Origin of the sequence: Exiguobacterium sp. S22-S28 (genome assembly GCF_043359615.1) — a bacterium.
GTDB lineage: Bacteria > Bacillota > Bacilli > Exiguobacteriales > Exiguobacteriaceae > Exiguobacterium_A.
On the sequence record NZ_JBHFFC010000030.1, the window covers coordinates 297,398 to 313,554 of the forward strand.

Annotated in this window: 15 protein-coding genes; 4 read left to right on the top strand and 11 right to left on the bottom strand. The window is 46.5% G+C overall.

All coding sequences use genetic code 11. From position 1 onward, the window contains the following. From ACHA8N_RS14340 to ACHA8N_RS14365, 6 genes are read right to left on the bottom strand one after another with little or no spacing between them, the layout of a single operon-like run. A complete protein-coding gene (locus ACHA8N_RS14340; protein WP_393966115.1) occupies nucleotides 1-1,350 on the bottom strand; it encodes a phenylacetate--CoA ligase family protein in 1,350 nt (449 codons plus the stop codon). Next, complete coding sequence (locus ACHA8N_RS14345; RefSeq protein ID WP_393966116.1) at nucleotides 1,340-2,377, bottom strand: NAD-dependent epimerase; 1,038 nt, start codon at nucleotides 2,375-2,377, stop codon at nucleotides 1,340-1,342. Before ACHA8N_RS14345 ends, ACHA8N_RS14340 begins: the two co-directional genes overlap by 11 nt. Continuing rightward, nucleotides 2,367-3,659, bottom strand: a complete 1,293-nt coding sequence (locus ACHA8N_RS14350) for a hypothetical protein (RefSeq protein WP_393966117.1) — start codon at nucleotides 3,657-3,659, stop codon at nucleotides 2,367-2,369. Before ACHA8N_RS14350 ends, ACHA8N_RS14345 begins: the two co-directional genes overlap by 11 nt. A gap of 14 nt (nucleotides 3,660-3,673) precedes the next feature. After that, nucleotides 3,674-4,936 (bottom strand): oligosaccharide flippase family protein, encoded by a 1,263-nt coding sequence (locus tag ACHA8N_RS14355; protein ID WP_393966118.1) that lies wholly within the window; start codon nucleotides 4,934-4,936, stop codon nucleotides 3,674-3,676. A gap of 14 nt (nucleotides 4,937-4,950) precedes the next feature. After that, nucleotides 4,951-6,822, bottom strand: a complete 1,872-nt coding sequence (locus ACHA8N_RS14360) for a polysaccharide biosynthesis protein (RefSeq protein WP_393966119.1) — start codon at nucleotides 6,820-6,822, stop codon at nucleotides 4,951-4,953. Nucleotides 6,823-6,844: 22 nt separating this feature from the next. Then, nucleotides 6,845-7,495 carry a YveK family protein gene (locus ACHA8N_RS14365; RefSeq protein WP_147510334.1) on the bottom strand — a complete coding sequence of 217 codons (651 nt, stop codon included), beginning with the start codon at nucleotides 7,493-7,495 and terminating at the stop codon, nucleotides 6,845-6,847. Nucleotides 7,496-7,823: 328 nt separating this feature from the next. Between ACHA8N_RS14365 and ACHA8N_RS14370 the strand changes: the two genes are divergently transcribed. Together ACHA8N_RS14370 and ACHA8N_RS14375 are read left to right on the top strand one after the other, a co-directional pair. Further along, nucleotides 7,824-9,113 (top strand): O-antigen ligase family protein, encoded by a 1,290-nt coding sequence (locus ACHA8N_RS14370; protein WP_393966120.1) that lies wholly within the window; start codon nucleotides 7,824-7,826, stop codon nucleotides 9,111-9,113. Nucleotides 9,114-9,144: 31 nt separating this feature from the next. After that, on the top strand, nucleotides 9,145-9,903 hold the full coding sequence (locus ACHA8N_RS14375) for a homing endonuclease associated repeat-containing protein (RefSeq protein ID WP_147510333.1): 759 nt from the start codon (nucleotides 9,145-9,147) through the stop codon (nucleotides 9,901-9,903). Nucleotides 9,904-9,967: 64 nt separating this feature from the next. Here ACHA8N_RS14375 and ACHA8N_RS14380 read toward each other — a convergent pair whose 3' ends face one another. Continuing rightward, nucleotides 9,968-10,960 (bottom strand): ATP-grasp domain-containing protein, encoded by a 993-nt coding sequence (locus ACHA8N_RS14380; protein ID WP_393966121.1) that lies wholly within the window; start codon nucleotides 10,958-10,960, stop codon nucleotides 9,968-9,970. A gap of 96 nt (nucleotides 10,961-11,056) precedes the next feature. After that, complete coding sequence (locus ACHA8N_RS14385) at nucleotides 11,057-11,551, bottom strand: VanZ family protein (RefSeq protein ID WP_393966122.1); 495 nt, start codon at nucleotides 11,549-11,551, stop codon at nucleotides 11,057-11,059. 230 nt (nucleotides 11,552-11,781) lie between these two features. Here ACHA8N_RS14385 and ACHA8N_RS14390 point away from each other — a divergent pair, with 230 nt between their 5' ends. Further along, nucleotides 11,782-12,201, top strand: a complete 420-nt coding sequence (locus tag ACHA8N_RS14390) for a helix-turn-helix domain-containing protein (RefSeq protein ID WP_147510331.1) — start codon at nucleotides 11,782-11,784, stop codon at nucleotides 12,199-12,201. Between the two features lie 64 nt (nucleotides 12,202-12,265). On the opposite strand, the gene ACHA8N_RS14395 is transcribed toward ACHA8N_RS14390, so the two are convergent. From ACHA8N_RS14395 to ACHA8N_RS14405, 3 genes are all read right to left on the bottom strand, one after another. Next, a complete protein-coding gene (locus ACHA8N_RS14395; protein WP_393966123.1) occupies nucleotides 12,266-12,583 on the bottom strand; it encodes a hypothetical protein in 318 nt (105 codons plus the stop codon). 239 nt (nucleotides 12,584-12,822) lie between these two features. After that, complete coding sequence (locus ACHA8N_RS14400; RefSeq protein ID WP_393966124.1) at nucleotides 12,823-13,566, bottom strand: hypothetical protein; 744 nt, start codon at nucleotides 13,564-13,566, stop codon at nucleotides 12,823-12,825. Continuing rightward, entirely contained in the window at nucleotides 13,559-14,770 is a 1,212-nt protein-coding gene (locus ACHA8N_RS14405) for a hypothetical protein (RefSeq protein ID WP_393966125.1), read from the bottom strand. Before ACHA8N_RS14405 ends, ACHA8N_RS14400 begins: the two co-directional genes overlap by 8 nt. A gap of 371 nt (nucleotides 14,771-15,141) precedes the next feature. Between ACHA8N_RS14405 and ACHA8N_RS14410 the strand changes: the two genes are divergently transcribed. Then, nucleotides 15,142-16,035 (top strand): helix-turn-helix domain-containing protein, encoded by an 894-nt coding sequence (locus tag ACHA8N_RS14410; protein WP_167498321.1) that lies wholly within the window; start codon nucleotides 15,142-15,144, stop codon nucleotides 16,033-16,035. Nucleotides 16,036-16,157: the final 122 nt, after the last annotated feature.

A 16,157-nucleotide genomic window follows, 5' to 3' on the forward strand; every position in this document is an offset into this window, starting at 1 on the left:
CTATTTCATCGACTGTCTGACGATCAGTGTTTTCCCATTCGGTTCCTGCTTCATCTGCCGGACCGGCTCGAGCGTGATCTGCATCGAGGAGCCGAGGAGCTTGTGCATCTCGCGTAATAAGATTTTTTCATGTTTCGGGACAAACCGTTGTTCGTCCGGAATGTACCGGAGCGTCACTTGATTTAATGCGTATTGTTCGACTTGCAGGCGTAGAACTGAGTTCGGTAATTCGCGGGCGATCGTCGTGATGTCGCCTTCAAACACTTTGCCGCGCTTTTCACTGACGATGTAGCTGGTCCCGCGTCCGTCAATCGACTCGATGACCGGACCGTTCAAGCCGCAGCTGCATCGTTCTTCGCTGAGCGTCATCCGGTCGCCGATCCGGTAGCGGATCAGCGGTGTTCCGCGTGTCGTAAAACACGTGACGACGACCTCTCCACCCTCTCCGTACGGTTCGATGATCCCCGTTTCGTGATGCAGATGGAGTTTTCGCTCCCGGCATTCGGAAATGATCGGTGCTCCTTCCGAGGAACCGTACTGGTCAAAGACCGGAGCTTGAAAAGCTTCTTCGAGCAGGCGCCGCATCTCCGGTGTCACCGTCTCCGATGTCGGGAAGATCGCAACCAGCTGAAACGCAAGGCGGAGATTATTTCTGAGTAGATACTGGGCAATTTCGAGCATCGCCGTTGGTGTTCCGTCGAGTGCCGCCGGTTGAAAACGGTTCAGTTCCGCGATATAAGCAGGAAAGTTCTCTTCTTTCATGTGAAAGATCGACAGCAACAGTTGGTTTAACGGTCGGTTCATCCGCCAGAAAATCGGCTTTTTCTGATCGATTGCCGTCAACGTCCGGCCGGTGAAACTCGCCCGACGCATCCCGGAATAAAAGCCGTGCAACTCCTTAAAGTAGTCAAGATGCGCCATCCGTTCTTGGATGTCTTCGCGGACGAAGGCGACTTGGAGCGACTTTCCGCTCGTCCCGCCGGTTCTGCCGCGGACCGGCGCATCCACCTTCGACATGAACGCTTCATTTTGTTGCCTGAGCGTCTCCTTCTCAAGGATTGGGATTGTCTTCAACTGTTCCAGTGAAGTGAACGGCAATCGGATATCATACTCTTGAAACAGTTTTTGATAGTACGGTGTATGCGCTTGGACGAACAGGAGAAACGTATTCAGACGTTCGAGCTGTTCGATCTGGTAATCCACCGTCCGGTCTTTCTCCCGCAGTTCCTTCATTTTCGCTTCGTATTCGGGTCCATAACGTTCTTGCATCAGCTTTTTACCGTAAATAGAAGTCAAAATATTCTGAATAAATATCGGAGACTTGTAGTAGAACTCTTCTTTAAGCGCCATCTTGTACTTCCTCCTTCAGCTGATAATGACGTTCATACCAGTCGATGAATGCGTGAACCCCGTCTTCGATCGTCGTCTGTGGACGGTAGCCAATCGTTTCGAACAATGAGGTCACGTCGGCGAAACTTTCCGGGACGTCGCCTGCCTGAAGCGGCATCTCGTGTTTGATGGCTTTTTTGCCAAGGCGTTGTTCAATCAAAGCGACGAATTCGTTCAGTCGAATCGGACTGTGACTGCCGATGTTGAAGACACGATACGGGACATTGCTGCGGTCAGGTAAGGGATCTTCCTGATTAAATGCCGGATCAGCGACCGGTTCCGTCTGCATCAGCCGGTAGATGCTTTCGATGATGTCGTCGACATACGTGAAGTCGCGCCCCATCTCACCGTAGTTGTACAGATCGATCGATTGACCGTTCGCAATCGCTTCCGTGAACTTGAACAGTGCCATGTCCGGGCGTCCCCATGGTCCGTAGACGCTGAAGAAGCGAAGACCGGTCGTCTTGACTCCGTAAAGACTGCTGTACGTGTGGGCCATCAGTTCGTTCGCTTTTTTCGAAGCAGCGTAGAGACTGAGCGGATGGTCGACCGCATCCGTCACGGCAAACGGCATCTTTGTATTCGATCCGTAAACGGAACTGGATGAAGCATACATTAATTGTTCGACCGGATAATGGCGGCAGGCTTCAAGGATTGACAAGAAACCGACGATGTTTGACGTGATGTAGACATCCGGACGATCGATGCTGTACCGGACCCCCGCCTGAGCGGCCAAATGGAGAACGAGATCAATCTGTTCCGTTTTAAAGATTTGATTCACTGCTGCCGTATCTTCCAGCGATACCCGGTAAAACGTGTACCGGCTCGGATCCAGTTCCGCTAGTCGCGCTTCCTTGAGAGTCGGATCGTAATAATCATTGACTTCATCCAGTCCGACGACCCGGTACCCTTCTGCCAAAAAGCGACGTGCCGCATGAAATCCAATGAATCCTGCTATTCCCGTGATCAAAATCGTCTTATTCTGCACGTTTCTCGACCTCCTCGAAGTGATGAAGCACCTGATAGCGGATGTGATGAATCGATGTATAGACAATCAGCAGCATTGGAAACAACTTATACCGGTGACGGATGGCTGTTCCGACGTTTCCTGTCCCAAGACCAAAAATGACGGCATTGATGAGGAATAGAAGCAACATGAAGAACAGGACACTGCCCAGCGGGTGTTGTCTTAAATATTTCAGATGCACCAGCGTCAGACCGAATAAGAAAAGATAAAAAATAGCGTCTGCGAAGAAAATGGCGATATTCATGACACTGGACCATTGCCATGGGAACGGTGAAAACAAGAAGTAAATCATTCGAATCGGTGCATATAAAATCATGTCTCCCGGTCCCGTCACTGTCAGCCCGTTCAGATAAGCGGATCCACCACGGTCATAACTCATTCCGCTGAACAGTTGACCGTTTTCCGAGACATGGGTGAACTTCGCAAACAATACGTCCTGAAAGCTATAGACGATGAAACCGACAATCACAACCTGAACGAGCAGGCGTTGTACCTTAGAGGCTTCGAAATCCATACGTTTCGTTTCATGGTTGTAAAAAGAGAAGTAGACGAGAAGGACGAGAATCCCGATCGCAAGACCCGAATGAAACATCGTACTGATGAAATAACCGAGATAAGCAAGTGTCAGACTGACAGCCGACTTGTCGAGTGTCCAACGCACCATGTAATAGAGTGTATAGACGATACCGAGTGCGACCAGCTGATCCCGCAGAAGGATCGGTGACAGCAACAGTCCTTGCGGGAAACAAGCGAAGATACCGGTCGCAATCAAGACGTAGTGCATCGGTAATTTCAGCAGGAAGAACGTTTTCGATAGGATGACGACCGAGACCACACCGAGAATGACGTTGAAGTACTGGGCAAGCATCCGTTCCGGACCAAACGCCAGATAGAAGATGCCGAGAAACTTCGAATAACTGCCCCGAACGACTTCATTAAACATCGTCGGATCCGTATAAATCAGTAATCCCTCCAAGTGAAATGCTTCCGTGTCGTCCCCGCTGTGCGGCGGCAGTCGAAACAACTCTAAATCCACCAACATCAACATCAGACGAATCAGAAACGCAGTCACAAAAATCAAGAACAGCGGTGTCGTCTCAGCTTGCCGGAGGAGGTAAAACATCAGTAAAATCGAATTGATAGCAAGAAGCGTCGCGATATAGCCTTCAGAAGTCCAAAAGAGCGGTCGAACCAATTGGCTGAGCAAGGCTTCGATGGCAATGACAATCAGGATCGGCCGCATGCTTTTCCCCTCCTTCAGCTGCTTTGTTCGATGGCGAGTGCGAGTTTACGTGGATAGAGTGAACGATAGAGTGCAGGAATCAGTAGTCCAATCTGGGTGACCGCGCATAAACCGTACGCTGTCGTCGCCCCGTACAAACCGTACAGTGGAATCAAGAGGCTGCAGGCGACGAGATTGACGACGACACTACCGAAGATGGCGATCGTCTGAATTCGGAACTGTTGGAATCCGGTCAATAAGGCTTGAATGACGGTCGAGTTATAGAAAAAGAGTGAGGCGACCATCATCAGGACGAAAATCGTGTGGTACTGAACGAACGAAGCATTGTAGAAAATCGTCAGCCCCCACTTTCCAAAGAAAATGGATCCGATAATCAACAGGATACCGACTGCATTCGTCATGAGCAGCATCGAGCGGGTCAGCTTCCGCAGTTCCGGCAGACTTTGCCGTTCCCCGCTGTCAGACGAGAAGTTCGGTAACAAAACCGCGACGAGTGAGTGGATAAATAAACTGCCAAGGACCAAAAGATAAGCGATACTGGCATAGTAGCCAAGTTCCTCCGTCCCGATGGCTTGCCCGACAAACAAGCGGGGAATGTTGGCGTTCAACGCAATCAACAAGGCGACGAAGCCCAGTGGAACAGCCTTGAAAAACAACTGGCGACCGGTTCGATACCGTTCACTCATCTGTTGGTTCTCAAAACCGTGACCGATCCGCCGGACGGTCGGTAAGTCATACAGGACGAGCATGACCAAGTTCCCGGCGACGAGCGCGAGCACGAACCCGTGAATCGAATGGGTCGTAAACAAAATCAAGGCGGCTCCCGATACATTGACGAGACTGCGGAAGATTTTCGATAAGGCCACTTCCTTGAATGCCATATGACCTTGCAGGAATCCGTAAGCGAGATCGGCGAACGATTCCATGTATTTGTTCAAATAGACGAGTAACGTCAGCCACAAAATATCGGCTTCTCCGAAGAAGTAGTAGACGACGAGTAAGACGAAGACACCGACCGTCAGCAAAGAAAAACGGGTTTTGATGAACAAATTAAAATTTTTTAATCCTGATCGTTCGGCCGTCAGAATCGTACTGGCATTCAGCCAACAGAACATGACGATCGGTGCTGTCAGAGCAAGGGCATAATTGAAATAACCGATGTTCAGCGGTGTACTCCATTTGATCAAGAGTGTCAAAATCATCCATTGATGAAGCGAATATGCTGTATCGGCGATGAAAATCAAGTTGAACCGCGAAAGTTGCCGGGTTGATTTCATATCGTCTCCCCCCTTCATTCCCGGGCAATCCGGATCGACTGCGGAATTGTGATCGGCACTAGATCGGTTCGATTCGTCGCTTCAAGCAGATATGTCCGTAAAGCCTGCTCATCGTCGATTGTCATTGCGATTTCCCGCAAGTACGGGTCAATCGATCCGAACGGTCGTGTTTTCCCGACCAAAATTTTTTCAAAGACCCGTTCTTCGTGGACTTCTTCTGTCGCCAGCAGCTCTTCGTACAATTTCTCTCCTTTTCGGATTCCGCTGTAGACGATTGGAATCTGTTCTTCCGTAAAACCACTCAGATGAATCAGGTTACGAGCGAGCGTCGTAATGTTGACCGGCTCTCCCATATCAAGGACAAATACTTCACCGCCTTCCGCGAGAACACTGGCTTGAATGACCAGCCGGCTCGCTTCCGGAATCGTCATGAAGTAACGGGTCATCGCCGGGTCCGTTACCGTCACGGGACCCCCGTTAGCAATTTGTTCCTTAAAAAGCGGAATAACTGAACCACGGCTGCCGAGGACGTTGCCGAACCGGACAACAGCAAAAGTCGTTTTACTTTTCCGGGCGATTTGTTGGATTACCATCTCGGCGATTCGTTTCGTCGCTCCCATCACACTGGTCGGATTAACCGCTTTGTCGGTCGAAATCATGACAAACCGGTGGACACCGGCCGCTTCGGCGGCAAGAGCGACGTTGCGCGTGCCGTAAATGTTGTTTTTGACCGCTTCGCTCGGATTGTCTTCCATCAGCGGAACGTGTTTGTGAGCCGCGGCATGATAGACAAGATCCGGTTTGAAACGTTGCATCACGTCCATCATCCGGTCTGCATCCTGCACATCGGCAATGACGGAATGTAAAGTGATGCCTTCTGTCGCTGCTTCGAGTTCCCGGCGGATCAGGTAGATACTGTTTTCTCCGTGACCGAGTAACACCAAATGCGAGGGCTTAAATTTTGCGAGTTGCCGGCAAATTTCGGAGCCGATCGACCCGCCGGCTCCAGTGACGAGCACCGTAGCCTGACTGACACTTTTTTCGATTTCTGTAATATCCAGTTCGACCGGCTCACGGCCGAGCAGGTCGGCAATCGAGACTTCGCGGATTTGATTAACCGATACTTTCCCGGAAGCCAGTTCAACGAGCATCGGTAACGTATGGGCCTCGACTTTCGTCTGTTTGATCCGGTTCAGCAAGGTGACACGCTTCGGATAGTCGAGTGACGGAATAGCGAGAACGACTGCTTCGATTTTATACTCATCGATCAAACATTCGAGTTGATCAATCGTTCCGACGACCGGTACACCGTGAATCATCATCCCTTTAAGTTCCGTTAAATCATCCAGCAGCCCGACGACATTTAATATATGAGCCTTCTTCTGTTTCAACTCTTTTGTAATCATCTGTCCCGATGCACCGGCACCGATGATCAACGTCCGTTTTCCAAGTGTCCGCTTTTCTCGTTTCAACTCAAAACTCCGTCCGCGAATCAACAGTCGGACGAACAAAATCCCGTTCAGCACCAACCCGGTTTGAAGAAAGACCGCCCGTTCAACAGCAAAATCGAATAGAGCGTATTCGAGCCCAAGAAGGACAAAACTGCTGGCAACGACGACGACGAGCAATACGCCTAAATCACGCAGGCTGGCATACCGCCAAATGATTTGATAAAATCGCATCCACTGGGCGACGAGTGTCAAAGCGACCCATTGAATGGCGGCAATTTCGATAGCATCCACCAACTCGAAGTGGGCAGTCAGATTAAGCGGATTAAAAAAGTAAAACGTAACGACTGTCGATACGATGATCACAGCAGCGTCAATCAGTCGCAACAGACCGATTTTGACATGTCGGCGGTACTGATGAAACGGCGGGGTTGGCACGATGGGCTCCTCCTTTCTCAAATCAAGAACGGCTGGGACGACTGACAGCTTGCGGATAAGGCGTCTCTTTTGTTGCTTCAGTGACCGACTTTTTTCCGAGTGCCCGGGAATAGACGATCAACAGTCCGAACAACAGTCCGAGAATTCCACCAATCGCTGTGTTCATCAAGATGTTGGGCGAGACCGGTTTCGTCGGAATCCGTGCCGTCGAGAACACTTCCGTACTACTTGTTTTAATCAGTTGCGGCACATAGTCCTGGAACACTTCGGTCATCGTATTCGCTTGAATCGCGGCTTGTTCCGCCGATCGATCCGTGACCGATAAGGCGATAACTTGAGAATCCAGATTACTCGAAACCGTCAAACGGTCTGTCAAATCGAAAATCCGTTTGTCTGTTACATCCATCTTTTTCGCGACCTGATCGATGACTTCCGGACTTCTTAAAATATCTTGGTAGGTACTGACAAGAGTCGTCGTCGATGCCGCTTCCGCATTCGATTCAGGAACAGCCAAAATATAAGCAGTGGCTTCATACGTCGGAGGAATCACGTAGGTGCTGACGGCGTATCCGGCACCCGCTAGGAGAAGAGCGAGTAAGCAGAGCACCCACCACCCTTTCTTTAATGTCATCACATGGTCACCGAATGTCTTTTTTTGATGAATGGAGTTCATATGGTTCACCTCTTTCTCGCTACCTGACATGTTGGATGGACACTGGTTATGCTTTCACCTTATTTCCAAACGACTGGCAAAACAATTAGAGCTTGATGGAAATGATTATCTTTTTTTGACGACTCATCATGTTTGCGTATTGTTAGTTCATCGCAGAAGATTGCTTCACGAAAAAAAGACCATTCACAAAAAAATAATCGTCACTTCTTCAAAATCATTCGTTTCATCTGCATGATTTCCATTAAATTAAGGGTAAATACAGATTTAATGATTAAAAATCGTCAAAATCGGTAATAAGTCCTATAAGAAGGGTGGATAGGTATTAGTAATGATGTTAAAATCCGTCAATATACCCGAATCGTTTGGCTTATTCATCCTAACCCTTTGGATTGCTATCGATTTATGGACACGTCCTCTTTCCTTTACGGACGAAGTTCTGCCCCATCACTGGAATGTCTGGTTTATACTCATGTATCTCGTCTTCTTTATTGGTTTTTATCTCGTTACCCGTCCTTTGTATTTCCCGTCCCGTGCTTTGACGCAACGACTAGTCACTTCGTTTTTACTATATGTCACGTTTCACGGCATCGCCTTCTTTTTTCGTCCAGCTACCGATTCTTCGCTGTCTTTACTCCTTCTGTTTACGACATGGCTTTTCGTCATCATTGTCCTGTCACTCACACTTGATCCTTTCATCCGTTGGTTTCAGTTGCTGAATCTCATTCTTCTGTATCAGGCCTTATTTCTTTCTGCTTATGCCTTACTCGTTTCATTTGGACGACACTATGTTCCGGTTGAGAACATCCAGTCGTTGCGAATTGGTCCGGTTACGCTGTCCCAACTCTACGTCGGAGAGCAGGGAAATTTTCTCCGATCAGCTGGTCTGACCAATAATCCAAATACGCTGGCTGCATGGCTTGTTCCCGGCGGTCTCGTCATTTGGCTGTTTGTCCTCCGGTCTATCGCTCGTCGGACCGGTCGTGAATTTATCTTATCCGCAACAGGACTGCTCGTCATTTTCGCAGGATTGTTACGGAGTGCTTCACAAACAGGAATCTATTCGTTTTGTTTTCTTGCTTTATTGATGACTGTGCTATTGATCCCAAAACGTCGTTTACGCTTTCAAGTGACCGGATTATATTTGCTTGGTGCCTTTATCTTGATGGTTTCGTTATCCTTCAATCGTCCTTTGTTGACAAAATTGATTAGTTTGAATGGACGGAGCGAATTGTGGCAGGCTGGTCTGACTGCTTCCACTGATCGGTTTTGGTTCGGACACGGTCTCGGTTCTTCTGCTGTTGGTCTTGAGCAGCAACTTGGCTCAAGTACTCTTTATACGTTTCACAGTACACCCATCGTCTATCTGTATGAACTCGGATTCTTAGGACTGTTGCTTTATTCAGCCTCTTTCCTGTTGATACTTGTCCGGTTCATTCGGGATTACCGGTACGACGATCCGTTATCCGTCATCTTGTTGTTGCTTAGTCTCTGGTTGCTGTTGTTACAATTCACAGAAAGTGTTTTGATTCGTCCCAGCGGTTTTTACTTCATCTGGCTCAGTTTCTTGATTTATGCGACACGCCGTCGCACGACCTCACAAGAAAGTACCCACACCTAGACGAACACCTACACGAAAGGGGTATGACATCATGAAGAAATGGACAGAACAACAAGTCATTGACAGCCTCATTGAAGCGAGTATCGTTTATCCGGCTCTCGACGCTAAAACCTATGCCCGTTGGTCAAACGGAAAAGAAATTCCGTCCATCACGACGATTATCAACGTATTTGGTTCGTGGCGTGAAGCCTTGCAGGCAGCAGGACTTACTTCCATCCGGCCGTACTATTCGGATGAGGAGATTCTCGCTTTCATCAAGGAAGCCTCAGAACGTCTTCATCCGTTCCACAGCAACAGTTACCGGGAATGGGCCAAAGCAAAACATGGACCTTCGTTGACATTAATTAACCTCCGATTCGGGTCATGGTCACGGGCCCTTGAGGAAGCAAAGATTGAATTGACACGTTCGATCTGTATGACAGAGGAACGAATCATCAATGCGCTTCTCGAAGCATCGGACGTCCTGCCCCGCTTGACGACCCAAACCTATTCGATTTGGGCGCAGGAAAACGGACATCCGACGGTCGCGACGATTGCCCGAAAATATGGTTCTTGGGTCGATGCGCTAGCCTGTCTCGATATCGCACCCCCCCGCCGGAAATGGGTCGAGGAAGATGTACTGGAGGCATTGACACAGGCACAGCGCGAGCTTCCCTCACTTAGTATCATTCATTACCGGAAGTGGGCAGAGGGACGATCTGTTCCGAGCACATCGACCATCAATGCCTTATTCGGAAGCTGGACGTCTGCCGTGCAATGCTTAAAGCGGTCCCGGGTCTCCATTTCTTAACAGCACTCCACAAAAAAAGAGGAATGGACTCCAACCGGAAATCCATTCCTCTTTTTCGTGTATTCTACCGCTTGATTTGCTGCAGTTGTGTTGCTGAAATCAACGTGACCGTATCATGTTTCAGCATGTAGACGTCACTTGCATACTGGCCAATTTGCGGAGGATTGACTTGTCCCATCAAGTTTCGAAGCAACTGTTTCGGAAAATCGACGCCGCATTCGTAAGCATGTGGATATCCGCCCCCAAAGCGTGGATTGATTTCTGATAAATACAATGTACCCGCTACGTCAAACAGATCAAAATCAAGTGGACCCGTTAATCCGGAGTCTTCCAAAACGTGTTCAATCAGTTCGAAGACCTCCTCCCGGACGACGGAGCGGCTTTTATCCGTCTCTCCTGCCCGCATCGTCAATTTTTCTTTGATGAAGATCGACGTCACTTTTCCGGAAATCAGATCGACATACGCATCAACACCGAGCTCTTGACCGACTAATAATTCTTGGACAATCAAATCCTGATTTTTCAAAAATAATCGTTCGACTTCTTCCATGGTTTCGACTTGCCGGACTTCGATGCTCGCACTCCCGGTACGCGGTTTGACGAAAACCGGCAGACGGACTTCTCCTGAGATGAGCGCGTGTTGGAACGTCTCGAACGAGGCGTATGTTCTCGCATGTGCAATTCCTTGGCCCAGACAATATTCATACATCATGTATTTATCAAAGCAGAGTTGACAAGCTGCTTCCGGTGAGACGACGACCGTCACGCCGATTGCTTGAAAACGCTCCGCCGCTTGAGCCAGTAGGACAAGCTCCGGATCAATCAATGTCAAAATCGCGGTCACTCTTTCTTCCTGACACAGCCGCAGCAAGTGATCGATGTAATCCGTCTCATCTATACGCGGTACGATATGATGGTGCTCTGTCATGTATAAGGCGGAAGCCAACGGATTGCAATCCGCTGTACTGACACGTCCTGACTCGAACGTTTTCACGAAGTACTCGACGAGTTTGGCACGACGCCCGGCACTCGTAACTAATAGATGAGGGGATGGCATACGATTCACTCCTTTTAATAAATGCGATTAGTCTTTAAGTTTCGACCTGATTTCTAAAAAACCTGCTTCTTTTCGAAATTCTCTAGGACAGAAGACTCACCTACGAAAAAATTTGTAATTTGTCTTTTTCTTCCAAAATAACAAACAGATGAAAATCCCGATCAGCGCGCCTGTCCCGTCGAGTAATACGTCCTGAATCAATCCGGTCCGGCCACCGGTCAAGATTTGATGAAACTCATCGAAGACAGCAATCGTAATGGCGACCGTATAGGCAAACAGTGCGGCGAGAACAGACGGACGAACCGAACGGACGATGAGATCAAACAGTGCTGCACCAAGAACGATAAAAGTCGAAACATGCGCCGCCTTGCGAATAAAAAACTCGACGAATCCTGACGCACCAAGCGCTGCGACACTGACTTCCCCGTTGTAATCAAACGAAATGAACCGAAAGTAATCGGCGAAGCTGAGATTCACGTACCGGGATAAACCGGGTTTTAACGACTGTTCTTCATACGGCATTGAACTGGATATAAACAAAATAAGTAAAACGACTAGCGTGACATAACCGGACCATGGTATTTTCTTCACTCTTCTTTTCCTCCTTCAAGCTGGTCATTTTAGAATAGCATGGTCTCTTTTTCAGTTCCTCCCTCACCTGTGCCTTACGGTAAAAAAACTGAATAACCCCGTCTAACTTGTACATAATTATGCAATTATTTTTTAAGCAAAACTTTTTTTTACATTTCAAAGGTTTGCAATATAATCAAAGTGGTTATTTAGTACTATTAAGCCAGACGCAAGAATAGGAGTTGAGTCCTGTGAAACGAACTCTCGGAAAGAAAATCATGAAGTTGCGGAAACAACATAAGTACACACAAAAATATTTAGCAGAACAATGTGGAGAAAATGTCACTTCCATTTCTGCGTATGAGCGTGGTCAACGTATGCCAAATGCCCAATCACTGGAACGGCTGGCCCTTGCTTTAAACACGACCGTGATTGATTTAGTTGACCCCCAGTATGTCCAACACCCATCTCTACAAGAATTCATGGATCAATCCTCGAAGACGTCTCAACCGCTGGACATCAAACCAGTGTTAGAAGACATCCTTATCCACTTGACGCTTTCACCGGAAGTTTACTTTAATGGCCGCCTTCTCACTCAAGAAGTCCGGAACCATATGGCCACCTCCATCGATCAAGCCCTTCAACATGGACTGCACTCCATCGAAATCTAAAAAACACGATGAGAAGCGGGCAGGATTTTTCCTGCACATGTCTCATCGTGTTTCCGTTATACGGTTAATCTGATTTTAAAATATGATGGATGTACAACTGACCATTTTCATATGTGGCTTCCAATATTCGACTGAAAAATGGCGATTCTGCTGTTTTTTCAGCTAAAAATACACGTTCAAAACGACTGTGAGCCTGACTGACGAAGCTGAACTTCAACTCTCGTCTGTCCGATCTGAATGTGAGATGTGTACCGCTTTTACCGAAGGCGTCGGGAAGAATCCTATGATCCAGCAGTTCAAAAGACTCTTCCGGAAACAAGGTTTCAGTAAAAGATTCACAACTGGCCTGTAAGGCTTTTTCTCGGGTCATATGTTCATCCATAACGTTTATAGCCCTCCGATTTCATCATGATATCGTAAACCTGACTAATACGCACCTCTTTTCCAATACCCTATCTTTAGACCTAGTTAAACTAGTACGTCAGAATCTCTAAAGAAATTGTCTAAGAAGAAGAATTCTCGCTCTTGTTTAATATTCCTGTTCTTATTCTTAGAATTTCATCTTTTCTTTATAAAAAAACAGAGAATGGATGTAAGTCCACTCTCTGATATGATCCCGAATCAGCCGATTTTATCTAGTTCTAAAATACTAACACTTTTCCCCGAGTACAACGTACGTCCTTTATAACGGGAGAGTTGAGCAAATTCAAACAACGTTTCCGGTTCGTATAAATACTCTACCAAGTAGCTGACTTTCTCTTCACGTCTTGATTTCAAATATAAATTAAAGATCAGTCGGCTCTTCTCGACCCGTTGTCCATAAAACACGTTGCAGTCCTGCATACGGCGTGAAGCAATGGGTTGGACATGTTGCTTCAAATAGTCGGCATTGTGTATTGTGACGAGTAATTGCCCGTTGACTGCCAACAATTGTCGGATATTCCGGAAAAAGAGTAACAGTTCCCCCCTTGAGTATCGGGAAATCGTCGTTCCGGGCAAGATGATTTTATGAAAAACTCCGTCTCCCAACACATCAATCAAGTCATTGCTGAGACCATAGACCCGGTATAAATAAGGTTCAGCGATTCCTGTAATTCGATTTAATTCTGGTTCGACGAGATACAAATCATATCCTTCTTCACACAATGTATTAAATAGATATGGTGATAAATTTCCATACAGCAAGACACGGTCTTCCTTCCGTAGATAACGCCGGTACAACATCAGCTCATCAACTTCCGATAGAATCGAAGTCTCTTGGTACAGTGCCGCAAAGTGATCATCCGCGAATAAATTTTCAAGTACTTGTACACGGGAGTAGCTTCCCTTTCGTAAAAACGGACCAAACAGCGGCGGCTTATCCACGATAAATCAACTCCTTATACGCCTGAACCGCAGATTCATAGTCTGCACCAAGCCGTTCCGGCAAGATATCAAAGCGTTCTTTTTGATCGGCCTCCAAAATCGCGAGGAACATTTCATCTGTCTCGAACAGTCGGTTTGTCACCAGTTCAAAAGTAAAACAACCTTCGTTATTTTGAATCCCGATCATCGCCAGCGGTCCGATTTTTCCATTGGTCCGTGGAAGCTCATATTCATTGTACGGCGTAACGAACCGGCTTTCCCCCTGAAAAACGGAAGCCAGTTGAAACAAGATCGGATATAAGACCAGTTCTGGCAACGGAGCCAAGGCATTCGATTTCATCCATTGTTGTTCCTGCATCTGAAAAAAATTAAAATCAGACGTTACATGAAGCGGTTTTGTTTTTCCATAGTCTGAGAATACACCGTCTTGAAAAAGGAACAACCGGTGGGAGATACCCATCCCGACAAGTGTTGCATAATCCAATATCCCCATCCGACGTTCCGGATTTGAGACGATGCTCGTCTCATGCCACTCCTGAAAAGCCCTTTGAATCGACTCACGATCAACAGTCGCTAACCGGTCTTTGATGTGAAACGGTAAGGTATTGGAAAAGGCGATCAAGACCGGTGTCCGACTCATCAGCTCGATGACTGGCAAGTCATGGCGCGTCGGTTGATCGATGTACACTACACTGTTGATCGTCATCTGATCGAACAATTCCGGTTCGATGGCATTCAATAAATCCGTTTCTTCGACGTAGACGTGACGCAACGGTTGCGGTTGACGGGATGTCGCATTCGGATAGACTCCGGTAAATAAAGACATCAAGGCATTTTGTAATTCAATCGGTTGTTTAGAAAAACCGGATTTGACGTGTGGTACATTTCCTTCAAGGAAATACGGATCGCCAAACAGAACGTCTCCTTGATCATTCATCAAATGAAATTGAACATGAAGCATTCGTTGCTGCAGATACGCGACCAGTCGCAATGTGCGTTCTCCTGCACCATGTAGGATAAACAAATAATGTTCGAATTCCTGAAATTCCATGTAGTCCAGTAAATCCAAAAACGTATGCTGATCGTAATCATAACGATCCATCGTAAATCGATGTTGCTTACAAAATGCAATCAGCGCATCGTTCGGATCCAGTTGGTATAACCAGCCTTCATTTTCAGCTAAAATCGTCAGTCCGATCATCATCGTGCTCCTTTCGGTTTCCGTTTACAAAAAAAGACTTCATACCGGGAACGGAATGAAGCCACGTCGTGAAGTGACGTCATCTCGAAGTTTTCAATTCACGTTTTGTTTGCAGTGTAGTACGTTCCATTTCACGACTTGCCAAGGGTGCGACCGATACGTTGGCAGTATTCAAGCACCAACCGTAAGATGTCATCGTACGTCGCGATTCTTTAAAGGTGAGATTCATAGGTGTACCCCTTTCTTTCGTTTGGATGGTGAACAACACGTTGACGACATTTTGAATGAAAAGATTGGTATCCGATTCCGTTCCCTCTTATAATAAGAAAGGGTATCGTTTTCTCAAATCCAGTGGACAGAAAGGACACAATCCGATGGATCAATTCACGTCACCGCAGATTGGTCTCGCCCTTCGCCGCCTTCGCAAGAAGCACAATCTGACACAAAAGGATTTAGCGAACGGGATTTGCAGTCAAGCGGAAATCAGTAAGATTGAAAGTGGAACACATTCTCCAACCGTTGATTTGCTGTTTGCTTTATCAAGAAGGCTACAGGTACCAATGACCGTTTTTTTAGATCGTACAGAACAATACGATTCATTACGGACGATAGACGATGCGTTATTGATGAAATTCAGAAATTTAAAGTATAAAGAAATCTATAATGAGACTAGACATCTTTTAACAACTTTACGCCTTACAGAAGAAGCTTCACTGCTTTATCAATACTATTTTCACTTATCCTCATATCGGTTAAAGAAAATCGATTTCCGGACTTGCATCGTCGAATTACAAAAGCTATCAGATATCTATTCCACAACCTATTATTCTCCTAAAATGCTAATCCGATTAAAGTCAGCAATTGCAACGATGTATTATGAAAATAAAAGTTTTAAGCGCGGAATATCGGTCTATCAGGAATTACTTAAATTAAATTTTGATAACGACGAATTGATGATTGATCGAATTAGGATTTTATACAACTTTTCTAAAATCCTACTCGACATGGATAAGATTTCTGAAGCATTAATTTACATTGAAGAAGGAATTCACGACAGCTTAAGATTTAAAGACATGTCCTTACTTGGACAATTACTGTTTCAAAAAGCTTCTGCTTTAGAGTTCAGTTATGCAGACTTTTCAGATATAAAAGAGGCATATACAAAAGCCTATTTACTTTTTGATTTGTTAGGGATGAACGAATACAAAGAAATTATTATCTCGGATAAAATGCACTATATTCAACTTAATGAACAACCCAACTCTTAAACGATATTTTTGAACGAAAATTCTGTCGGCAAGTTGTTGATTGCTACGTCACGCTTCACTGAGAATTCTGTCGGAAGGTTGTTTCCAGCTACGTCACGCTTCACTGAGAATTCTGTCGGAAG